The sequence below is a fragment of the Candidatus Omnitrophota bacterium genome, from assembly GCA_016929445.1.
GTDB lineage: Bacteria > Omnitrophota > Gorgyraeia > JAFGIU01 > JAFGIU01 > JAFGIU01.
Genome location: JAFGIU010000046.1, coordinates 1 through 25,671 on the forward strand (window position 1 = coordinate 1; position 25,671 = coordinate 25,671).

General features: G+C 55.8%; 5 protein-coding genes. All 5 read left to right on the plus strand.

Annotated elements, in window-relative coordinates; genetic code table 11:
- Window positions 1-27 precede the first annotated feature (27 nt).
- Window positions 28-8,586 (plus strand): hypothetical protein, encoded by an 8,559-nt coding sequence (locus JW937_03930; GenBank protein MBN1586562.1) that lies wholly within the window; start codon window positions 28-30, stop codon window positions 8,584-8,586.
- A gap of 161 nt (window positions 8,587-8,747) precedes the next feature.
- A complete protein-coding gene (locus tag JW937_03935) occupies window positions 8,748-9,038 on the plus strand; it encodes a nucleotidyltransferase family protein (GenBank protein MBN1586563.1) in 291 nt (96 codons plus the stop codon).
- Entirely contained in the window at window positions 9,028-9,360 is a 333-nt protein-coding gene (locus tag JW937_03940; protein ID MBN1586564.1) for a DUF86 domain-containing protein, read from the plus strand. The genes JW937_03935 and JW937_03940 overlap by 11 nt, the downstream gene beginning before the upstream one ends.
- A gap of 305 nt (window positions 9,361-9,665) precedes the next feature.
- On the plus strand, window positions 9,666-17,906 hold the full coding sequence (locus JW937_03945) for an SIS domain-containing protein (protein MBN1586565.1): 8,241 nt from the start codon (window positions 9,666-9,668) through the stop codon (window positions 17,904-17,906).
- A gap of 254 nt (window positions 17,907-18,160) precedes the next feature.
- The coding region (locus JW937_03950; protein MBN1586566.1) for a hypothetical protein at window positions 18,161-25,671 on the plus strand (7,511 nt) is incomplete at its 3' end.

Sequence of the window (25,671 nt, forward strand, 5' to 3'; positions counted from 1 at the left end):
GGATCGGCTGCCTTGGCAGAGATCGAAGTGCCGCAGCTGGAAGTTCATATGGAATACCTCCGGGCCGCCCAGGGTATTGATACGAGCGTTCTCAGTGATGAACTCAATCAATTGTGCAGCCGGGTGCAGGAGGCTTTGATTGAAACGCCCCAGCAGCGCCAACTCGCGTTGATCATTTTGAACTTCGGCCGTATCAAGAACTTCTTTAATCTCAAATTTTCCCCCAAGGCCTGGCAGGAGTATCTGGCGCAAGGCAGCGAGATCCTGCCTGAGCAACTGCGGGCCGGGATACGCGCTTTGGGCCAAGAGGCGGATTTGCCGGTCACCTTTGCTTACAGCAGGCCGGAAAAGGAACTCGGTTGGATTGCCTTGGCCGAGGAGTTCTACCGGATCGCCGAAGAGCGCGACCAAGCCATGGCGCAGCGCACACTCGCCAAAATGGACGAGCTGGGTCTGGACCGCGCGGTGTTGATCACAGGCGGTTTTCACACGGCCGGCATGATGCGGGAGCTCCAAGCGCAGGGCATTTCCTACTGCGTGGCCGCGCCCCAGGTTTTGTCCGAACACAACGAAGCGCATTATGAGCAAATGCTCCAGGGCAAGCGCGCCTCGCTCAATGATTTGGTCAAGAAAGCCTTGGACAACCTGACGGAAGAGGATGCGTACCGTTTGCTTTCGGCCCTGAGTCCGGATTTGGCCCGTGCCTTTGCCGCGCAGGCGGACACGGTGGTTGAGGTGTTGAACTCACCAAGCGGCGAGGCATTGACAACATACTTGAGTGCAGAATATCGGGACTTGGCCTCGGGCCGGAAGGCAGAGGCAGCGGCTCGATCCGTGGAAGGTATTCTTGCGGCGCTTTCCGCAAATATTGAGCGGACCTCCGCAGCAGCCACGCAAGCCGAGGCGCGTTTGATGGGATTCCTGGCCGCGGCGCTTATCGCGCAGCAGAAAGCCGCCAATCCTGAGCAGCTCCCTGAGCTGGCCCGGCGTCTGACGGAAAATAACCCATCCCTCACGCTGATTGATCAGGGCAACATCTTTTTGGTGTCTGTGGAGTCCCCTGAGTACGGCGAACAGCCGGTTTATTTGACCCAGCTCTACTTCGGGACTGCCGCAGATTCCACTCCGATTCAGATCCAGGAGTACGATGACCGCGCCGAAGTGCCGAATCCGCAGCCGGGCAGGGGAGACGGCTTTGCAGTTATCCAAGGGGCTATCCAAATCGCCTTAACCCGCCAGTTCCCCGGAGATAGGGCCACGCTCTACCGGGCAGGACAGAGCCTGGTCTTGGGCCCGAATCTCGCGCACCGGGTTAAGGTTTCCGAATCGGGACAGGTGCGTATCGCGGGCATGAATTGGGCGCAAATTCTCGGGGCAGACGTCTTTGACCTGCCTGCGGATCAAATGGCGGAGAGAGTTTTTGAGGCGGCCCGGAGGATCGGCTTTGAGCCCGACGGGCAGGCTTGCGGCCCGGTTGCGGCTGTGGGGCCTGTTTGGAGAACAGGGACTCAAGCTGATGGTCTCCAGGCCGGCGCAACTGCCAGCGTTTTGGACGCGCTCATGGCTTTGTCGGTGTCTGAACGCATCGGCAGATCCGGAGAACCCCTTCAAAATTATATCTCTGACGGCGCGTCCCGGCAGTACACGCTGGCGGATGTGGCCGCTGCCATGCAGCTTTTCGGCATGGAATCCACAACACTGCAGATTCATCCGGAAGTGCTGCGGCAGGCGCTGCGATCCGTCGCTTCGGCTCTTCTTGTGGGGGATGTTCCCGTACTTCTTCGCGTGCCCGGGGAAAACGGCAGGGGCCACTATGTGGCCGTCAAGAAAGGCGGGGACGGCCGCGTGGCCGTACGCGACAGCAGGCGCAACGCGGGCCGCTGGAACTGGATGTCTCCGGAACGCGCGGAAGAGCTGTATCTCAGCGCCGTGAATGAGAACGGGCAGATCTACGCCATGGTATTCGACGCGGTTCCCGCCCCCTCTTTGGCGCGGGATTCCGAACGGATTGCTTTGTTGGGGCCGGAAGCCGCCGCCGCGATCTGGGGGAGTATGGGACAGACTCAGAAGCTTGTGATTCCCGCAGCAACGCTGTTTGCTCATATTTCAGCAGAAGAGGCCCTCGCAACAGTCGCGGATGTCCGTGCCGCAATTAACCAATCTGAAGATGGCTTTACAACTAAGGTGAAGGAGTTTCTGGAGAATTCTAGTCTCTTCATTAGGACACTGAATCTTCCGCAAAGCCAGCAACACCCTGACAGTTACGAGAAACAGATTGTCACCGAACCGGGATTTTTCAACGTAATGAAATTTCTGGAGTTTCTGGAAAACCAACTGCCGGAGATTCCGCGTTACCTAAACCCGGACGGGATCTCCGTAAAAGAACTCCAGAGCCGCCGCGCGCGTGTCCGGCGCATGTCGGAGGCGCTGCGGTTTGAACTGGTCCCGGTTTTGACCGCACTTTCCGGAAAGGATATCAACAAGTGGTCTGCGCTTGCAGACCAGGTTTACTATGTGTCTGTTGCGCTCTTGTCCTATGCTGAGGAGCCAACACAAGATCCGGAGCAAAGGGAATCCTTCAGGCTTCTCAGGGAGCGGGCCGACACCCGTGTTGCAGAATTCCTCAATAAGATCCGGGACAAGGATCCGGTTGTAACGAGAATCTTCAATGGATTGAGTGTTGATTTAGAAGAATCAACTGCGGGCGCCGCGTTGCGCCGTGCTATGGGCGTGGAGGATGAAGATGCCCATGCTGTTGGTGGTCTGGAATTTGCCCGAGTAATGCTTGAGCGCTATGAGAAGGCGGGAAATCTCGGAGACGGACGATTCACCGCGCTGACTCCGGAGGAGCGCGAAGAGTGGTGGGCCATTGGGGCGACTCTCTTGGAGTGGGCCCGGCGCGATCCGCAAATGGATTCTTGCAGGCATATTGCCTTTGACATTGCCGCGCGCCTGATGCAGGTGGATGGGCAGACCATCCCTATGGCAATCGCTCCGGACGTTCCTCCCGGCATGACCACTGCTTTGCAGACTGGAGCTGAGCGCATAGATCGGGATCTCAATATAGACGCGCTGCTCGGCCTGCCGGATGTTAATGATCCTGAGGTAGCCCGGAGGGCACGGGAAGCGCTGCAGCTTGAAGAAGTGACCCAGGCTCTTTCCGGGAAAGGATCGAGCCAAGAGCAATTTTTCCAAAAGTTGCAAACATCCTTGCCGGCCGCAACACGGGCCTTGATGGAGCAGGCTGGGATCCCTGCGATCGAGTTTGCCTTTCTTCCCACCGGTGTTTGGGAAGAAACCGACGTTCACAAGAACAGCCCGGTCCGCATCGACTCCCGGGTGCTGGAGCTGGCCTTGGAATATCAAACAAGAGGCGATCAAGTGAGTTTGCGCTATTTGCAGGTCCTGGTGGCAGGCTTTATTGCCGAGGCTGTGGTGGACCGCTTCCTCTCCTGGCTGCGATTCTCGGATGAGGAGATCGAGCCGGATGTCCGCTTCGCGGATCTCGGCTATGACGTGGCCGAATTGGAGCAGGTGAGCGACCGCATGACGGGTCTGTTCTTGGAAGGTCTCTTGAGCTCCCTGTTTGTAGAGAATGTGGGTATGGATCCCAGCAGCTTGGTTCAGAAGGACCGTTTTTATCACCGCCGGAGATTGCACCTGGTTGCGGGCCGTTTGGAGACGCTTAAGGGGGAAAGCTACACGGATGTACGGGATACTAGGGGCGGAGCGCTGATGGGGCGCCTGGTCAAGATGATGGACGCGGCTCTGATGGAAGACCCGGAGTCCATTCAGCTGGATGAAGCCGAAAGGATGCAACTCGCCAGGGACTTTTTGCAGGATAGCCAGCGCATCCCGGCCTACGCGCGGGATACCGAAGCCGCTCCCTTGGATGCGAGCGCGGTTGTGGGTCTCTATTCGCTCTTGCGGGATGAGAGCGAGGCCCAAACCTTCGACGCTCTCTCCCGGGCCTTTGCGCAAGCGCCGAGCGGGGACTACTGGTCCGATGCGGCCGCAGCAGATGCGGCAAGCAGGGGTGTGGATACGGCCACGGCTGCGGTGGGCACAGTCGCCAGGCCGGCGGAGGTGCCGGGCACCGACTTCTTGGAAATCAATGAAAACTTCTTCTACCGTGCGCACCGGATACCTATTGGCGCCAAAAGCAGCCCGAATCTCTTTGGTGTGCTTGGAGTGCTTGATATTGGGTTTTGTGAAGCCGTGTATCTGCTGGTGGCTCTCCAGAAGAAGGATGAGGCGTGGGTTTCTCACTTGCCCCGGGTCATGAAGGTGTATGGCAGAATTGTCGATGCCCCTGACAGTGGCGACGCTGTGGAGGAGTTACGGGCCTTGGTAAGCCGGGCAATACAAAGAGGATCGCGCCGCAACCTTCCGAGTTCCAGCTATGCGCAAAGGATCGAAAATAGACGTGTGCAGCTGATGGTTGATGTGGCGGAGGCGACAAATATTGAGATTGTGGCGGCGACTCCGGCTGCGTTGCGTTCATTAACTGAACGCTTGCATAAAGACGATTTGGAATTTTGGATCGCGCGCTGGCAGGAGGCACTTGATGCAGATGAGGCGGCAAAGCAGGAGACGAGTATTGCTCAAATTATCCATCTATTTGGGCAGTTATTGGGGAAAGCCCTTGATGAGATTGAAGGGAGTTGGCAGAAACGCCAACCATTCTATTTGGACGAAAGGCCTGAAGTTGTCCGGGTCCGGGCCAGATATGCTCAACTGCCTCCGAAATTAAAGACAGAACTTGAGCCCAGTATCGGTCAGTTGGACAGGGAAATTGAGCTGTCTCTGAGGCACCGGGATTGGCTGGGTCAGATCAACACGGCCTATGGTGTGCGAACCCAAATGCTTGGTCGGAATCTCCTGCACGGAAGTCTTAAGGAGCAAATTGCTGAAGCAGTCAAGGCTGCGGATTTCGAGGCATTGGAGACTCTGGAACATGAGATGGAGAGGTTTTTGCAAAGGCTTAAGGTTTGGTGGGATGCCGGAAGGGAAATATCGAAGGATTGGCCAAGTTGGGAGGGGCTTTCCGGGCAATACCGTTTCCAGTTCCAAGAGGCAATACGGGAGGCCAGGTTCAGCCTGATAACTCGACTTGAGGCAGACATGGAGCAGCGTTGGGCCCGGGCACTGGCCAAGGACCCAAGGCGGGCGGTTATATCCGCTGATTCTCCGCTAGGTGGGGAGCTGGGTGAGATAGTACAGGTTGACAATGCGGACCACACCGGGCCTTGGACGAATACAGAGTTTTTGGTCTTAGCAAGGAGGTATTTGCAGGCACCTCGTAATGGAGACTCCAGGCTTTCAAGAAGCAATGAGGCGGGTCTGCACAGCGCGTTGCGTGTGTTGGCTGATGAACTGGAAATGGCCGGCGCGCAAATGATACGCATGCGGCCTCAGCTTGCTCAAGATTTTTGGTTAAGATTCCAGAATGCCACGGAAGAACAGATTGAAGAGGTTTTGATTCGGGAGTTGCGGAACCATGGCCTGGCGGGTGATTCTTACCGCGCTTGTTGCGCGAGCTTGGCTGCTGCAGGTGTGAGCATTCTTAACAAAACACCGCTACAGGAATCTGCTAAGGAGAATTTCTTAAGGAATCCCGCGGCTATGGAGGTCTTACTGTTGTTGTCGGCAGTATCCAGGGAGTACGGAAGATTTCCGTTGGAAAGAGGTGACTTGGTTCCGCAAGCAGGGATTCGCAGTTACACTGTGGCCGATCTTGTGACTGGCTTGGCTATTGTGGATATTCCTGTAATGCCTGTGAGCACCACTTGGGGCCAGATCAAGAACGACGTCAGAGGAAGTTCAGGACTTGTGGCGCCGGGCCAGAAGGTCATTCTGTGGGTTCCCGTTACGAGGATACGAGATATTGGCCGGGAGGAAGGCCACTTTGTGGTCCTGGAGAGAGATGCGAGTAATCTAAAAGTCCGGGTCATGACGGGCTTTGAGGGCGAGGACGGCCAGCCTGAAGCTGTCCGAGAATTTAAGCTTGGGATTCCACTACATGATATCCTCCGGTCGATTGGGTTCCAGACGTTCCATGCGCGTACCCTTTTGGATACAGCTCCGGTCTTGGCTGTTGTCATGCCTGATAATGAGCAGTCGATGGAAAAGCTTGCGGCGCTTCTCTCTGAACCCATTACTGGATACGAGCTGGCCAAATGGGGCGACATGGAAAATACCTTCGGGAGTATGAGTCCGCCTTCCATCGGGAGACCGCGCTACTCTGCTCCCACTGTAAGATTTGATGCCCCGGATCCGGTCAGACAGTACGCAAGGGCATGGGAAGACTTGATGCAACGGATGCTCGTTGAGCCGACATCTCAACAGCCCAATGCCTATTTTGACCGCCTGAGAAACATGCATGCGGACGGGAGTTTATTGCTAAGCGCCCAAAAGACGGCTTCTTTTGAATTGCTGGTTTTGGCGGGAGAAATCCGCAGTGGCCAATATGATGGCCCCCGGCTATCGGAAAATGACTATCTGAAACTTGCCGAGTGGATTCTTTTTGATGTTGCCGGGGCACCCGGGGTGGAGGGCTCTGTCTATTCGGGAGGCCAATCTTTGGAGAACCGCATTGCGGCTTTGAGTATGCAGCCAAGCGCAGGGGTGAGTGCGTCTGTGGCAAGGGCTGCGGATGACCAGCGACTCCTGAGGCATACGGCCTATGCCTTGGTTTCCAGGGCAGTAAAGCGCGCGGCTAGCTCAGACAACCCAATGACTTTTAAGAGTCTCGGCCTTGGTCTGCATCTGAATGATGACGGTTTAGGAATTGATGATAGTCTGAAGCAGGTGCTTCAAAATCCAAACCAGGAAGGGAGCCAACTGGCAGGGGCCATTCATCTGGCCCGGCACTTTGTTGAAGGGCAATATCCCTACGACCAGGCGCTCGTCCAAGGAGTGCCGAATTCGCAGACTGCCGAGCAGGTGCTTCAATACCTCGGGAAATCAGATCATCCGGTGATCAAGGCACTGGCTTGGGATTTGCGTCAGAGCCTGTTGGACTTCTACCGGCTCCAAACCTATGTGGGCGCGATGGCAGAAAGTCGTCAGAGCGAACGGGACCAGACAATTGCGATGGTGCCCTATCTTGATCAAGCATGGCGCAAACTCCGCATTAGTAGTTCTCTGGTCGACCAGGATGTTCTCACGAAGTGGGCCAGGAGTATTGTGGGCTTTAATAGAATAATGAAGTATCTGGATGCCTATAGAAGGGAAAATGAAGGAGAGAAATTGTCCGGGCGAACTGCTCAGTCTGAACGTGAGGAATATATTCAGACATTACTATCTCAAACCTGGAGTTTCATTGTGGAGAGCGGATACCACGAGGATAGAGGATACACCCGCCAGCATGCCGCGATGATTGTGGGCAGAGTCTTGTTTGACAGTGGCTTCGGCCCGGATGGGCGGCCTTTGGCACCGGGCCCTGGACAGCGCCGAACCTCCACCCGCCTTACTGGGCGTCAGGGTTTGATTGCACGGCCTTACGAGCCGCTTGTTTCGATCAAGCTGGAGGAGGGGCGCCTTCCGGATCCCCAAGAGACCGCTGGGCGCCTTCGGCTTGACGCTTTCGCAAATCCTGAACTCCTGCTTTATGGTTTCGAAGGACAAGCGCTCCTGGCCAGGCTCCGGCGGCTCAATAGCCTGCTAGAGTCTGTTCAAGGCCAGCCCAGCCAGTTTACAAAGGTTGTGTTTGCGCAAAGTCGACACCATGTGATGGTGGATGGAGAGACCCTTGTGATTGATCTGGGATTCTTGACGGTTTCCGATGAAGCCTTTGACGCGGAAGTGCGCCGTGAGGAATCGCGGCATCGTTACGAGGAGGTCTTGCTTGGGAAACCGGGGGCTGAAGGGGAAACTGAAGTGGCTCCGGATTGGGCCACAGAGATGTATTTGGATGAGCAGATTGTTCAATACTTCCTGGACCTTGAGATAGATGTTCAAATGCGTTGGTTGCTGAGTTATTACCGAAAGAACACTAAGTTGGATGCTCAAGGATTTGCCAAGATTCTTTTCAGGAGTCTTGGCCAGGAGCGCCGGAATGCTATTGTGGACCTTCTGTCTGAATATATAAGGGTGGCGGATATTCCATTGAAACAGGGAATGACGGAACAGAGGATCGGGCAAGAACTCAGCCAGGCATTCACAAGGGATGGGAGCCTGGAAGACCTCGAGAACCGTAGAAAGGCTCTCTATGAGTATGCCGGAAGAGCAGGAGTTGAAGGGCTTCCGTCAAGCTATGTCCCGGCAGATTACGAGCGGGCGATCCCCTACATGGAAGCCGTGGACGCGCTGCATGCCGCCGGTATTAACCCAGACGATGTCAATTGGGGGCAGTTTAACAGGCTGGTGACCGCCGCGCGGGAGGGTAGGGTGATAGACCTCTCCCAGGCTTCGGTGGCAATCGAAAGGCCCGGCCTGAATTACGCGCAGGCAAATCTGCAGTTTCTGCTGGGGCAGATCATGGACGGGGAATCCGTCCCAGCCGAGATTACCCCTCTTGTGACCGGCACCAGTGCCCTGGCCGACCAAGCCGCCCTCAGCACCTCACTCCAATCCAGCCTCTAATGCCGGTGTCAGGCACCGGTGCCTGGCACCAGTGCCTGACACCAAAAAATCAAATGTAGCAAAAGCACTACATTCGCCTCCCTGGTGCTCAGCACCAAGCTGCGGGATCTGGTAAAATGGCGCAGTTGAGAATGTGTTGTGTAGCTGAAGGAGATCCGAATATGAGTCGTGAGGAGGTATTGAGAACGCTCAAGGAATGCGAGGCGGAATTCCGGTCTCATCGGGTAAAGTCGTTGGCCTTGTTCGGCTCCGTGGCTAGGGACGAGGCCAGACAAGATAGTGACATCGACATTTTGGTGGAGTTTGAGGGGACGGCCACCTATGATCGCTATTTCCGGCTCAAAAGCCTCCTGGAGGATCGTCTGAATACCCAGGTGGATCTTGTCACCCGCAATGGGGTGCGCAAGGAGCTGCTCCCGGAGGTGGACGGCGAGGCTGTCTATGTCACGTGATTTTTCTTTCTTCATTCAAAATATGGTTGATGCGTGCGAAAGGATCCCGAGGTATGTCCAGGGCATGTCCGTTGAGGACTTTCAGAAGGACGAGAAAACCCGTGACGCGGTGCTTAGGAGTCTTGAAATTATTGGTGAGGCGGCAAAGCATGTCCCGGAAGAGTTCCGTAACCAGCACGCCCGAATCGAATGGCGCAAACTCTGCGGACTGCGCGATGTTGTCGTTCACGAATATTTCGGACTGGACCTGGAGATTGTTTGGGATCTGATTCAGAATGAAGTGCCCCGTTTTCAGAAGGAGCTCCAAGACCTCCCCCTCTAATGCCGGTGCCTGACACCGGTGCCTGGCACCGGTGCCAGGCACCGGAACACTTAATTTAACCCGCCTGGGATAAATACTTAAAAATACAGCTTCATACCTAATCCCACCCCGAAAATTCCGCAGAATACGCATCGCCCGCCTATTGAATCCATGGAGGAAGTCAAGTATACTTGCTCTAGTGTATTGCAAATCCTTTTTTAAGAACTCCAAAGACTGTCGCCTGAACACACCATGACAAACACGCCAACTCCCGCCGGGGGCCATCCTGCAGGATAGAACGGTGGGGGTGAAGGGGGTACTACACTATGTTCCGTCGCATCGTTGCTCTCGCCGTAGCTCAAGCATTTCTCATCACCAATATTGGAATAGGAAGCGCTTGGGCCGCACCCACCGACAATAAACGTTTTTTCGAGGGCCGGATGCGCACGGCCCAGGCCACATCGGCCCAGGCCTTTAGGCCGCAGTCGACAGCGGCCGCGGCACTCGGGCTGCAACAGGCATCGATCCCCCAAGGCGCAGAGCTCGAACAGCTGGTCCGCGAAGCCGCTCAGGTGATGCCCCCCACCGAGTTGCAGTCTGTGCGGATCCCCCACCAGCACGGCAAGTCCATTGAGAGCTACGACGGCACAACCCCCAAATTCATCCTCCACCTTCAAGACCTCCACACCCAAGCCGAAGCCCAGCGCAACAACGCCTCCATCATCGAGCACATGATCGAGGATTGCGGTCTGGCCCTTGTGTGTGTGGAAGGCGCTGCAGGCCTGGTCGACACTTCGCTGGTCGGCAACTATCCGGACGCGGCTGTGCGCCAGGCTGTGGCCGACACCTTTATGGAAGGCGGCGAAATCACCGGCGAGGAATACCTGGCCATGACCCAACACCCCGACATGCTTATCTGGGGGGTGGAAGAGCCTGAGCTCTATTTCCGCAACGGCCTGTTGTACCTCGCGAACCTGCGCATCGGCGAGGAAGCCCAGCCCACGCTCGTGGAACTCGAGCGCGCGCTGGACAAGCTGGCCGAAGCTGTTTACTCCCCGGAGCTCAAAGAGCTCTCCGATACCCGCCGCTCTTTTGAGGCAAAGACCTTGCCCTTCGGCGGCTACACAGAATTTCTCATGCAAAAAGCGAACGAGCACGGGGTCGCGACCCCGCAGATTGCTCCGAATTTAAATCGCCTCTCTGAGGCCATGCAGCTTGAAGCGCAGATGGATTCCGCCAAGGCGGACCAGGAAGCCCGCACCCTGCTCCAGGGCCTGACCGGTCTCTTCAGCACCAAAGGGAACCAAGCCTCCCTGCAAAAGCTCCTGGGCCTTTCCGTGAGCTACCGCGAAGGCACCAAGACCGCCCTCGAGTTTTACGAGGAGCTCTTCTCTATCTATAAGGAAAACGCCGGGGCCGTGGACGTGTCCGTGGCCGGGGTCGAGAAGCTTATCGAGTATTTAAAGGTGAGCGAGTCCATTGAGACCTCCCAGCTCTTTTCCGAAATGAACGCTCTGTACAGCGCCACACAAGAGGCGCTTTTCCAAACCGGGGACCAGCGCACAGTGGCCCAGCTCACAAGCGCGCGCAAGGATCTGAAGGAACTGTACTCCCTGGGATTCTCCAGCCGCGACTGGGCCGGCTATCAGGCAGCCCCGGAGCGCTTCCGCACCGCCAACTTCCAGCAAGAGATCGAACGGCTTTCCGCAGCCAACAACATCAATGTGATGGTCAACTGGCCGCGCGCCGTGGCCCGCATTGACCGCACGCTCCCGGCCCTCGAAGCCTTTTACACCGTGGCCCAGAATCGCGATACGGCCATGGCCGAAAAGACCCTGGCCAAGATGCAGGAGCTGGGCGTGGACCGCGCCATTCTCATTGCCGGCGGTTTCCACACGCGCGGCATGATGGATCTTCTCAAGGAGCGCGGCATTAGCTACAAGGTAGCCGCCCCGAACGCCGTGTCCGAGATGGACAAAGAGCGCTACCACCAGATGCTGGCGGGAAGCCGGCCTGAGGTCGCTGACCTCATCAAGCGAACCCTGAAGAATGCGACACAAGACGCGGACTCTTACCGGCTTATGTCCATGGCGAATCAAGCATTGGGGCAAGGAACAGGCGAGTTGCTTGCGCGCCTGCAAGCTGCAAGTGTGGCAGAACGACCTGCCTTTGTCTTTGAAGGAGTTGGTTTAAGCCAGGAGCAAAGTGAACAACTTTATGGCCAGATATTTAACGAAGAACTTTGGGATGCATTGAACGATTACTTCAGTCAAAGCGGCGCCGCAAACCAGCAGAGAATTTCCGTGGCATTAGCTGCCGCGGCAGTGGGGGCGATGCAGACTTTGGGCCAAGATATTGATCAAGTAGCGACTCTTCTGACTCGAGAAATTAAAGGACTCTCGGTTGAGCTGCGAGGAGATACCGTGTCGCTTTCTATGGTCTTGCCTCAAGACGATGCCCAAGCAATTCAGCAGAGTGTCGGCTACGTATTACAGAATGGGAGCTTGGTTCAGACAGAACTTCTGAGTTTGGCACAGACCGCTGAACCTGACGCCGTATATGTTGCCGGCAAAAAGCAGACCGGCGGAACCGGCGGCAGTATTGATTCTGATGGCCCCGGCCAAGGCGGAAGGCCGGTTGAAGCACTGGTTCACAGATTGGTGCGGAGTACGGATGAAGATGACAGTGTCAATCTTGCCAACACCATTGCCGATGCACTCCGGACAGAAGTACAGGACGGCCGAAGCGTCCAAGAGGTCGGGCAGGAAATTGAAGCCGCGTTGAATTCGGATGAGGTCAGAGAAGCGCTTGGTCTGCCGGATGGCACCCAGGTTGTGAATGCAGGCGCTTGTGTGAATGTAGCCGCTCATTTTGCAGGGCAGCAATCTGGTTCACAGTTGGGCCGGGACGAGTACGCCGTGCTTGCCGCTCTTGCTTCTTTGATGGACAGGGCACCGGCGACTGATGGAGAGCCCAATTACGCCGCCGAATACTTTGAACTCGACGGTGTTCCTCAGGTTGCCTACAGTCTTGAGCATTTCCGCATTGCGCTCAGCATGGCTCCTGGCTCGGCAACCGCGGTTCAACCATTCACCATGACTGGCGATGAACTGTCGTCAAATACCGATCAACTGCAAAATAAGATTCTTGTGCCCGGCACCACTCTTCTTCTCCGTCTGCCTGTACAGGGGCAGCCGGGTGTTTATCACATGGTTTCCGCTTACGTTAATACGGACCGCACGCTTAGGATGAATGGATTGGCAGGGTTGCGGCGCAGTGATAGTGATTTTCTGAATGATGACATTCCCTTTAATGCAAACCTGTTGGCATTGTTAATGAACGGCGAGGGAGTAGCGCCTGTTATGGCTCTAACGACAGCTGATCGCTCTCAGGCAGATCTCTCAGACAGAGCTATCGACGAGCAGGACCTCCGCACCGCCAAAGCGAGTTGTGGGGTTTGGGTCATGGTAGGCGGAGAGGTTGACTTTAGTGAGTTAGCTGCAGTAGGAGCAGCACGTGTTCGACACCGTGGCTATGACTCCATCGGATTGACTGTGGTAATGCTTGGAGATGTATACCAGAGGAAGTATGCGGGTCAACAAAGTATTGATGATGCGATTGCAGGGCTAGAGTCCGATCCTTTGATTACATCACTTGTCCAAAAATTCGATATGAGCGAACAGGACCTCAATGAAGCAGTTCAGCTGTTTATGGGCCATACGCGTTGGACAACTGTCCCGCCGACCTCCATACCGAATGCTCATGCACACACGGTAGTGTCAGACAAGATTCAGACACCGGAATTTGATCCTGCCGAAGAAGGGTTTGGGACTTCCGGGCAGTTTAATGGAGATGCGCTTAATTTTAGAAATGTGGATCAGTTCTTAGAGGTGATGGCACAGCTTCTGGGTCGTCCGCAGTACTCGCGGCCCCATAACGTGACAACGGACAACTGGACGATTACTGCTTTGGCTGACTACTACAAGGTGCCGGGCACCAGGGTGATTAGTCCAAGGCAAATCCAATCCATTCCCGACGATGCGATTGATTGGGGGAGAGTTATCGAGTTCCTGAGGGAGGCCACTGAAGAGGCTGAACATATAATGCGCGCAGCAGCCCCCGAAATTTACGAGGAATTCCTCAATAAGTTGACTGCTCGGCAGATTGTGGACGCGGAAGCTCACGTTTTGAAGACTGTTGTAGCCGAATTGGTCCCATTATTCCATGAGCTCAATAAGAGAATTAATCCGGATAAAGATATGGTGATTGCCTCGATGCGAACCCGGCAATCTTTGCGCGGAGAGATGGCGGTTGTTTTGGTGGATATCGGTGCCTTTAGCAGGACTTATGGCCAAGCAGTCGGCTGGGTGCGGGGGCCAAAACCGTTGATTGTTGGATTAGCCGATCCTAACGATCCTTACGTAGGTCATATGTTTAGCTCCGAGCCGGGTGCTCTTGCCCCCTATACCCCGCGAACTTTGAATCTCAGACCCGGGGATATTATGTTGCTAGAGAGAGTTCAAGAGGGAGGTAGTGTCGAAAACAGGGCCGCCTTATTTGTGGCAGACACAGAAGGTTTACTTGAGAGGGTTGACTTCTGGAATGATCCGGAAAGACGGATCGTGGTGCTGGATCCGGGCTCCTATGAGCGTGCCCTGGGGCCGTACGATACCTTTACGCGTAGGGAGATTCATCAGCAGCCCAAAGCATTGCGCAATACGCTAGTGACAAACTTGCCTTTGGAACGCGCTGAATGGTTCCGAGAGAAAGGACAGTTTGCTGATGCGGTAATTGAAGAACGGGAGTTGGGTGATCTCGAAGGGATCTTTGCCACGGCATTTAGCTACGAGAGCCAGGAAGCACAAGATGCCCGAGATCTTTTTGATGCAGTCCAAAGCCGGGAGAAGGGGGCAAAGGGATATAAGGTTGGCACCAGTGAGCGGCCTAATGGAGAGACTTATGATGACATTGTAGAGATTGTTAGGTTACTGCAGCTCGCGGCCCCTTACTATGCTTCCTCAGATCGTGCTCAAGTGATCCGAGACCGGGCAGCAGGAATTCCTACCCCAATGCCAGGATTGGATGTGGCCCTGTCAGCAGACGAATTGGAGAGGCTAGGAGATGCTGCGCCTGCCTCAAGAAGACGTCCTCTTACGGACGAAGAGATCTTGGAGTTTGATGATACTGTTGAACTCTTTGCCACTGGGACTTCTGCCTATGCGGCAGAATCTGGCGGGGATGCCTTGGAAACCATGGGCGGATTTGAGAAAGCCAATGTCAATTTTGGTCCTCAATTCACGTCCACAATCAAGAGAAAGCTTATAGCCTTAAGAGGGGACCAGGGCGAACAGATTTACACCTCGGACAGTCTCCCGGACGATTTGGACAAGTTGGCGGAGATTCTCAAGGGAATTCGGGAAGAAGTATTGGCTGCCCGCGCCAGTGGGGATACCAGTCGTTACCAGGCGCTCAGGATGAGGTACATGGGTCTCTATTATGAGAAGCCTAGGTTGGGTATTGCCATTTCACAGTCTGGGAACAGCAAGGATACAAACGACGGGGTTATTCTTGCCGCAGCAATGGGGGTCCGGTTCCTGGGTATCATCAACAAGCCAGGAGAGTCACCTCTAGCCGATATCATCCGCCGTTCCAATGGAATCGGAATCTTCCAGCTATTTGCAGGAGAAGAAATCGGTGTGGCCTCGACCAAGGCCTATACAGCCCAAGTTGCTGCACTCAATGTGCTGGCCAACTACATAGGGCAGGTCCGGGGAAGGGTTGCCCCCGAGCAAGCGCTTGCGCACCTGCAAGATATGACAGAGCTGCCGAATGCAGTGGAGAGAATGCTGGCTGACTCAAGACTTATGGAACAGTTGAAAGCCTTAGCTCTGGACTTTCGAAAGGCAAACGGGATTTTTGCTGTGGGCCGGGGTCTTACATTCCCGACATCAAAAGAGGCCAACCTCAAACTCAAGGAGCTTGCAGGCACGGATACCCAGTTTGATCACTTCCAGCATTTTAAACACGGGCCCATTTCTCTCATGCGTAGCGGGTCGCGTTTGCTTGTGATCGGCACGGATGAGGCTGAAACAGCGGAGCTTACCGTGAACTTGCAGGAGGCTGTTTCTAGGGACACTGTTGCGGTAGTGATTTGCTATGAGGATGCAACTTGGCCCAATGATCTTATTGTAGACGCTGAAGGCAACACAGATGAGTCCAGGATTATCCGTATTCCCCGAGTCTCTTCCGATGCAGGCTATCCTGACATATTGCAAACAATACTGGCAATCATTCCTGTGCAGATCCTTGCTTTGGAGACGACCCTGGCCATCAATGAGGTCTCGACAGAGCTGTCGACTCTCACCAATACATTGTTTCAATCCTATATTACAGGCGCTTCGGATGCTCAACTTGTGGCGAATCTCACTGAATTGACTGATCGTCATCGGGCGTTTCATAGAGCCGGGGATTATGGAGCAGGTTTGAAAGATAATGCGCGGGCACCTCAACTTGAAGACCTGCTAATGGAAGCTCTTGTCGAAGGTGAAGACGCGGCAGAGTTCCGAAATGAGAATGTGGAAATTGTCTTGAGAGAGTTCTCGGACGAAAAACTCTCCCTGGCGTTGTTCTTTAATACACTGTATAGGCGGGGTAGGAACCTCCTCACCGGAGAGGAGATAGTGGAACTTGAAAGCTTGCTGTTTGCGGATTCAATTCCGGAGGATGCCAATGAATTCGTGCAAGGTCTTTACACGGACTTGGCCCGGCTCAGGCAACGGATTCAGGCACGGGCCCAAGGGGATCCAAATCTGGAATCCACGCAGAATGCTGCCAGAATAGGCGACATGTTCGACCGATGGAGTACCTTTAAGGGCCTGGCACAAGAAATGTTCCGGGATCCGGACAAACCGGCTAACCTAGCCAAGGAAGTTACTGTGCAGTGGATGTATCCTTCGGTCCAGGATGCGGTGCGGGCACTTGGCTTGCCGGACGAAACAGTCGATGGACTCATTCGCGGGGGGGTTCTCCACTTGGGTGTTGACGGGGTGGTTGGGGATGCCAATGTGATTCATTTCGTTGCTGCCGCCCAGGGATTAGAATCGCGAGAAGTTTACAATAGAGCGCTCTCACATGAAGTGCGCCAGTCTCTGTTACGAGCCGGGGCAGGAGCGAACCTCCTTGCGGTTCAAATGCGTGCGGATGAAGGTCTTCCCACTCGTTTTGGCCGGACTAAGGCTCTATTTGAACAGCTCTATGCCGGGATGTGGGATGAGGGTGAAGCACCGGCCTTAGACGATGTGACGTTCGCTGAGGAGTACGTGACGACTTACTATGCTCTGAAGGCGGTGGCCAATAGAACGCGTGAAGAGCAGCGTATTTTCGAAGAATTATACGATCTTAATGCTGATGGAGTGGACGCAGATTTGGAAACCTTTGCGGGCACCCTCACAGTGGACGGATTCCAGGGGGCAGAGACTCTGCACACCATGCTGGATACGCATGGAACACCTCAGGAAGATCTCGGCTATGTGGTAGCACTTGCCGAGGAGAATATTGAAAGCTGGATGTCGAGAACAGATGCCTCTTCACGGCCGATCCTTTCATCAACTGTTGAAGTTCCTGAAATCGCAGAAGCACGTGCGGTGGCTGCCGCGCCAATGTTGGCTTATGGATTGTTGGCACCGTATGCAGATAACTTGACTGCCGAACAAGTACAACGTGCCGTTATTGAGGTGGTGAGGCGGGTTGAGGGTTATGATGTGGCCGCCGCAACGCAGGTAGTGAATGAGACTGTAGCTCGACTGACTGCTCAAGCAACCGCCCCCGGTGGGTATGCAATAACTCCTGCAGCCCCGATGACAAGCCCCGCGCAAGCCGTGGAGTGGGCTTCGGGCATGATGTACGCTACCTGGGAAGCCGAAGATGCTTTGGCCGAGCGAGCTCCGGACGAGAAGATCCATGTGCGGAATCAATATGATGTGGATTTGATCGTGGACACCTACGCCACGCCGGAGGTGCAAAAGCAGCTTAGGTTGATGCTTCAGACTATCGCTTCAGAGAATAGTCTGAGGGGCAGAGTGACTTCGAATGTGACCTTTGTATCTCACACTGGAGCGTCTGAGGCCATCGCAGATACGCTGAATCAGTTAGCTGCCCAAATAGTGGGTACGGTGGAGACGACTGGAAGAACTGTACGAACTGTGCAAATTGCAGACATGAATGCCCCGATTACCGCTCTCCCAGGGGCATACCTCATGCAGCTCAATCGCCACCAAGGTCCGCAGGAATCCATCGCCCGTGTGATGGAAGAAATTTCTCTGGCCCGCTTAATGGGACAAGTTTCTGATGAGGATCTGGCAAATGGCAACTATCCCGCTGAACTGCTCACGGTCCTTGCCCGTGCAATGGGTGTTAGCGTCGATGAGGTGAGTCACGCAATTCAGGCGGATGGAATGGGTAATATTGTCGTGCGAGTGCTCTTCCAAGGCATGAACTTTACACCGACGGACATGGGTCAGTTCCAGCAGGATATTGCAGCCGCCGCGATCATCGACCGAATGGTTTAAGGAGCTCCGTCACCGCGAGGAGCCTATGCGACGTGGCGGTCTGTGCTCTGCAAAGATTGCTTCGGCCCTCCAGGCCTCGCAATGACGGGTTGGACCCCGGTCCTCGCAATGACAAAGCAGGCGCGCTCTGCGCGGCGCGTCTTTTCTTTGAATTCGTGGTTAACGCTTTTAGCAATTCTTTATTGTTGTTTGATCAGCTCGACGAGTAGATTTCCGCGTTTACAGGAATGACACCTTACCGGGGGGTTGGAAATATGAGCTTTGCACGCCATTCGCGGAGTCATTGGAGCCGGTTTGCCGGCGCCAGCATGGCTCTGGTTTTTGCCTTCACTTCGATCAATCCCGCCCTAGCCGCACCTGCCAAAACCTTCTTCAAAGATAAACGGATACAGACAGCACGACTTTCTCAGCCTGCGCCGCAGAGATTGCTTCGCGGAGCCCGCCCCGAGCAAAGCGCGGGGGCTCGCAATGACGAACTAGGCGCTCAGGACGACAGTCCGGCTCTGCACATCTCCAACCCCGGTCCTTTGGAGGAAATGCAAGCGCTTGTTGTTTCTCCGGAATTCGGGCGGCTGGTGCGTTCTCATTGGCCGGACGATGACGGAGTGAAGCAAGTAGATTCCCGCCTACGCGGGAATGACATGAAAATCATTCTGCACATCCAGGACCTGCACGCGCACCCGGAAGCCCAGCGCAACAGCGCCCGCATTCTGGAAGACTGGCTCCGGAACCAGGGCGTGCGCCTGATCCTCTCCGAAGGCGCTGCGGGCAAGGTGGACACCTCTCTTGTCTCAGGTTTCCCCGAGCGCGGCGTGCGCGCGCGCTTTGCGGATCTCCTGATGGACCGCGGCGAGCTCACGGCCGAGGAATACCTCTCTATTGTGGAAGCCCCGGCCGGCCTGGAAGTGTGGGGGGTGGAAGAGCCTGAGCTTTACTGGCAGAGCCAGCTCAACTGGATGATCCACACGGTTGCCCGTGAAGCCGCGGCCCCGCAGCTCCAATCTTTGGCCACAGCCGTGGACACGCTCAAAGAATCGATTTACTCGCCCCACCTGCGCGCCCTGTCCATTGCCGAAACTTCTTTTGAAGATCAGTCCTGGGACTTGGGCAAGTATGTGAATTTCCTGGTGTCCGAGGCCCGCAAGCGCGGGATCGATATACGCATTGATTTCCCTGAGGTCGATGTGTTTGTTCAGGTACAGGCGGCCGAGGGCGAACTGGATCTTAAAGCCTTGGAAGGCCAGGTCAAGAGCCTGCTTCAAGCCCTGAGTCAAAGCTTTTCCGCAGAAGGCAACCAAGAGGCTTTGCAGGCGCTCTTGCAGCGCAGTGTGGATTTTCGGGAGGGTAGCCTAAAGGCTGCCGAATTTTACCAGGGATTGGCGCAGGCCGCCTTCAACAGCAAGGTGGCGGAAACAGAGGCCCAAGCCGTGTGGGAGTACACCGAGTACGCGCAGCTTAGCGCGCGGATCGACAGCACAAGCCTGATGGACCAAATGAAGGGGCTTTACCGGGCCGTGCTCGAGGCGTCTCTGGAGACGGCGGATCAGCAGCAGCTGGCCGCTCTGGACAGTCGGCTTCAACTGCTGCGGAAGCTTTTTGCCTTGGAACTCAATGCGGCGGAGTGGAACGAGTACTGCCAAGAGCGGGAGCATCTGCGTGCCGGCGCTTTGCACTCCGGGATTGAGGATCTGGCCGCCGCCCACGGAGTGAGGACGCAGCTCAAGATTCAAACCCTCTCTCAAATCCTTTCCGCGTACACACCCTTTTTGGAGAAATTCTATCAAGTGGCCGAGGCCCGCGATCACGCCATGGTGCGCAAGACCCTGGCCAAGATGGAGGAGCTGGGCGTGGACCGCGCCGCGCTCATCACGGGAGGTTTCCACACCGAAGGCCTGATGCGCTTATTTGAGGAAGAGGGCCTGGCCTACCACGTTGTGGCGCCCAAGGCGACAACAGGGCAGGACCACGCGCGCTACGAGCGCATCCTGATGGGCGAGCGCAGCAATTTGGAGGAACTGTCCCGGGAAATCCTCAGCCGCGGCTCGCATAGGGCGTCCCTGATGTTCGGGGATTTGCAGGAGTTTGTGGCGCGACAGGCGATGGCGTTGATTAATCCGGCGACTCAAGATGCGACTCTTGAGAGGCTTCCTGCTGTAGCCAGACAATCTGTTATTGCCGCACTGAAGGAGGTCACGGAAGGGGACCAATCAGAGACAGCGGTTCTAAAGTTGCTGGCTTCCTTGGGTGCCACTCATGACACAGTTATTGCGCGAGTCCGGAATAAGTTAGAGTTGCCTTTGGACAGAGACCCCCAATTCGTGCAGGATCTGGCGGCCATCTATCTTTACTTGAGCAGGACTTCTGGCCAGGAGTTGGATATAGACGGTGCGACCGAGTGGTTTGGCACTCTAGGGTCCGCGACTCTTAATGAGTTTGCGACTTTGGCGCCGCAGGGCTTTGAAATCATTCGTTCAGATGAGCATGATTTGGTCGCGGTCAGATCCGTATCTGTTGACGCAGAGGTGATCCAAGGTCCGGACTTGGTGGCTTGGTCAGTGCAGCAGGCGATTCTTCATGAGATGCCTATGCTGGTTTCAGCCAAGCTGGGAGGTGCGGTGAGATTCTTTGGGGAAGGTGAGCTTGGGATCCGGGTGGAGCATGTGGCGGGGTTGGAAGGGCGGCAGATAGATTTTGATGAGGGAAGCAAGGAAGTGGTGATCCGGGAGGATGTGGGTCAGTGGGAAGGAGATGTGGCAGGGAAGGTCGCAGAGATTAGAGCAGCAAGCTGGATGTGTCCGTCGTTGCATATGGAGATATTGAATCGAATACGTGACAGACTGGTTTCCGGGGACAGTACGGTGTTTGGCGGGATCAACCGGAAGAACCTGCTTCGTACAGGCCCAGAGGATCAAGGCGCAGGGATGTGGCCGTTGGTGGATACTGCTGCTCAAGACCTGCAGGCCAAATGGCCTTTGAGCGGGGCGTTAACAAACGAAGAGCTTCCGGATGCCAGAAGGCATGAGACGCCGGCGCTCCAGGGCATTCTCGGAATGGTGCAGGATTTGTTGAAAGGACTGATTGAGGCAAACGAAGCTATCGAAGACGGACAAACTGAAAAAGCGGAAAGAAGTGCTCGAGAACTGGTTGACCGCGCTGCAGACCTGGGCTTTCTTACGGCAGAAGCGCAGGGACAGCTCAATGCGCGGATCAGCAGTGGGGACAGCGATGCATTGCTGGATGTTGTGGAAGACCTAATGGTTGTGTTGATGACCGACGGAGGATTTAAGACACGGCTGGGTGTCTATACGCTGCTCTATGGATACAACGGTTTGATGCCGCTCTTGCGCGGCATGAATTTCCAAGAGCTGCAGATGTTGACGCTCAAGGTGGTCTCAAGTTTGCTGCCCGATGAGGCCCGAGCGGACTTCCTGATGTGGGCGGCCAGCGATCAGTTTCTGCTCCTGGGCGGTATGACCTTGGGAGACAAGCCTCTCTCGGAGGCCGACTGGAGCCGGGTTGCCCTAGCAGGCACAGGCGTAAAGCAGGACCTGATGAATGCCGGCGAGATAGAGGCGGTGGGCCGCGTATTCGCGGACTTTGGTTTGGAGGAGGTACAGAGGGCGGCAGAGCAGAGAGATGACGCGGTACTGGCTCAGATTGCCGGAGCATTGGCAACTGCGGCTCCAGATGTGGTGAGGAAGCACCGTGAGGAACTGTCATCGCTTGGCGTTTTTGTGGCGGATCCGGATACCGGGGAAGTGAAATGGTTTTGGGAGAAGCCCAAGGGGGACTGGGGGCTCGTGAAGTTGGCGCTGATGGCTCATGAAAATGGCGGCCAGATTTTTGCCAATGGGATGCTTCAGTTCAATGGTCTGGAAATGTCACGTTCTTTGAATGCCGGGATGAGTGCAAGACAATCGAATTACCTGAAACTGACGGTGCAAGGCAAGGTGCCGGAGCAGGACTTGAGGTTAGACGCTTTTGCGGTGGGTTTCCACGATCTGATGTTTCAGTCGATGTTTATGTCCAAGCCGGAGTGGATGGCCCTGGCCCAGAGCAAAGTCGCCGGATTTGACGATCCACAGCTGGCATACGCCTACACAAAGGACTGGGAAGCCCTATGGGACGTCAAGGAATCCGTGAGGGCCGATTGGGAGAGAGCGGGTAAATTTATTGCAGGTTTGGATCTGGGAGAGGGTGGAAGTTGGATGGATACCGGCAAGCCGCCGCAGATGCAGGCGATGTTCAAACAGCTGGCAGAGACGGATCTGGGCCGCAGGATGATGGGGATCGAGCTGGGGGTAAACAATTCGTCCCTTGGCGGCGTTACATTAGATGCGGATGAATCCCAGACCAGCATAGAAAACACGATTGTGACGGGCGAAGGGACATTGAGACTGCTGCCGGGGGCCAAGTTGGTGGACTCGGTGATCCACATTCCGGCGGGGGTGACCTTGGTGATTGGGGCGAATGGCTATGTTGGAGAGAGCCATATTACGGTTCAGAGCGACGTCGTCATTGGGGAAGCGGTTGTTTTGGAGCAGGTACAGGCGAATTTGGCTACAGATATTCCGGACGGCTTCACAGTGAGGGATTCTGACTTCAGAGCCGCGGCAGAGCTCAAGTTCTACGGGACGAATGGTCTGGTTGCCGGATATTTCGCGGAAGAGGGCGACCGGGTCGATCTGTACGGCGATGAAGTGACGGTGGTTCTGGAATTTGACGGAGTCAGACATGTCGAACGGATGGTGATGTCTCTTCCCTACAAGGAATCGATTTTAGATTTGCTGGAGAATGGGTGGACCGCGGAAAGCCAGTTTATTGCTGCGAATGCGGCGGCCTATTCCCGGATGACAGACGGCGCCTCCCTTGTGAACGTCGAGGGATTGGAGAATCGATGGATAGCGGTGCAGGCGCTTCATCCGTTTCTGGCCGATTGGGACTTTGCGGATCTGACAGAGGATTCGAACTTTATGGATAGCCCCAGGATCGCGGGCCGCTTGAGTTTTGAGCAGGCTCAAAGGGCGGTGGACTATGTTTCGGCAAACGCGAGGCGGGCTGAAAACCGCCGTGCCATCGCTCAGGCCCGCACAGAGGCCTTTGCCAATGCCGTGCGGACCCTGGAGATCCCGGCGGACCGGCTCATGCCCTTGCTCGAGGAGCTGGGCATTGATTGGGTCACTGTGGAGAAGGGTGCGGTTCTGAATCTGACCCTTCATGGACTCGAGACGAAGGAAGACGCCCTGCAAGCGATTTTTGCGCGGAAGGACGGGAGTCGGGGTAAGGTTCTCCTGCGATCCGGTGCGCTCATCTATCTGGACAGCGCCGTGCGAATTCCGCATGGAGCGGTTCTTCTGGCTGGGAACACCAGACTTACCGGGAATGTGATCGTTGAAGGGGGTGTGGCGTTAGTCGACGTTATGGCCGAAAACACCTTATTCGAAGGTCTTGAGAATGCGGCTGATTACTTGCCGGACGGTCTGCCTGTTGACGTTCCCGAATTTGATCCGCAGCGCTCTCATGGCCAAACGTGGGTGCGAGGCACAGCCATCGGGGCGGGTACAACAGTGCGTTTGGGTTCCCGTATCGTGGATAGCTGGATCGGTGCTGAATCCGATATCCTCGCTCCTTACGGCATCTTGGAATCGGCGCTTGGCCTGCAAAAGGGCGCCTTGGTCGAGGGGAATGAGTGCCCGCTTACCAATGTGTACTTCGGGGGCGGCCGTTTCGGGGGTGCGCTGCGCGCGGAAAATATAGTCTTAGGCGCGGGCAATGTGTTCCCTGGCTTTAACGGCGAAGGTGTCGTGATGCCGGGCAATGGGCATCTCTTTGGTGAGACCGTGATGCGGGGGGTAATCGCCGTGGATGCGGGGCTTCAAGAAGATATCCGGCAGTGGCTCACCGATGGCGATTTTGGTGAAATTGTGAAGACTCTTTCTGAGAAAGGTGCGAGGTATTCGCACCCTGCAAATATTGCCTCGGGGCACCGGACGCCTATTTACAACGCCACATTTACCGGGCGCGGCTTTGTGAATATGGCCGCGGGCGCAGGCATTGTGCTGGAGGAGGGTGCCACCGACCTTCCTCTAAATGATACGGGAGTGCCGGAGTTTCGCAGCGGTATCCCTTGGACCACTTTCGGGGAATTCGGTTTCCCCGCCAGCAATGGGACCTGGTCCCCGGGCACAACAACCGGATCCTGGTGGCAAACACTGCCCACCTCTCACCGCGATGTGGACCTGCCTTCTGGGGCAAAGTTTACAAGTAAGGTTCGCCCCAATTCCTTAACCACTAATGGGGTCAATGCAGACTCTCTCATTCAGGTCCTAAAGGTGGGAGGACCCCATGGGGTTGAGGAGGCCTTGGAGATTTTTGCCGAGTATATTCCCGATGTGTCTGCATTGAGAACAAAGCTTGTGCAGATCCTTTCGGATGAGGGAGCAGAACTCGAGGCTGCCCAAGCCGCTCTTGGCGACTGGGAAGCCCAGAACGAGGGAACGCAGGCTTCAGACAGTGAAACACTTGAGGCGCTGGGACTTCCAACCGTGCGGTGGACAGACGCGCAAGCAGCCGAGCGCACACCTTTACAGCAGCGCGTCAATTTGGCCAGGGCCTATGTGTCTGTTGCCAGAGACACCCTCGAGTCGGATGCTTTGAAAAGCCCGCAAGTATTGGCCCGGCAACCTGAGGCGCAGGTTCGGCCGGAAGCGACTAAGCCTGTTGGGACGCCAAAGGGCCGTCAATACCATTCTGCCGCCGATGTTGCGGAACTGGCTTCCCGGCCGGGTATCCATATCGGTGTAGGTGTAAAGATTGGTGCGGAAGTGGACCTAGATAAGATTGTCCCTTCCACAGACCCCAGTAATCCAACCGTTATCGGAGATGGAGTCGTGATTCTTGGTTCCTTGAGTGAGGTTGGGGCTGGGGCGCAAATATTGAGTAGTCTCACTGATACGGTCGTGCGTGAGAATGCGCGAATTGAGGGCGTAGGCATGCCCGTGACTCTGAGCCTGGTTCGAGCAGGGGCCCATGTTCAGGACGCGGACCAGGTCAAAGAATCCGATATCGGAGCGGGGACTTATATTGGCCCACGCGTCAAAGCTCTAAACACGACTTTTGGAGAAAAGTGTGAAATCAACGGGGGCTCCTGGACCCGATCCCAGGTGGGGGATGAGGTCTGGGTGCACCCCATCATGCAATTTATTGGGGACGCTGTCATTGGAGACCGGGTGAAGCTTGGGCCGCACGTGATTACAGGTAATTTTAGCGCTCAAGGCGCCCATACAGTCTCTGCGGTGCTGTCCGACGGTGTTGTGGGCCCTCATGTCGTCCTGACGGACGGAGTGATGGTGCCTGCGCAGAGCACCGTGTTAATTCCGCTGGCAACCGGCACAGAAATCACAGCCCGGAATCCGGATGCGGAGCCGGGCTATGTCTACGCTGCCAGAGGCGCTGCCAAGCCGGCTTTAGGACTCTCTCCTGCAGATAGCGCATATGCGCAGGCTGTGCAACGCGCCCTGGATGCGGGCATCCCTGTGGACGATAGCCTGGTTCTTGCCTTGGGCTTGGCTCCCAGTGCGTCCCGCCACACCTCCGGCCGCGCAAAGAGAATGACGGTGCCGACGGAGACGGCTCCCTTCACCGTGGCCGCAAGTGTCCTTACAGGGCCGGCAGCGGCGAGTTTAGCGGCTCAGGCCCGGGACCGCCACGCCGAGCTAGAACAAGCCGGATCTCCTCTCATTATGGCCGCTCCGCCAAACGAGCA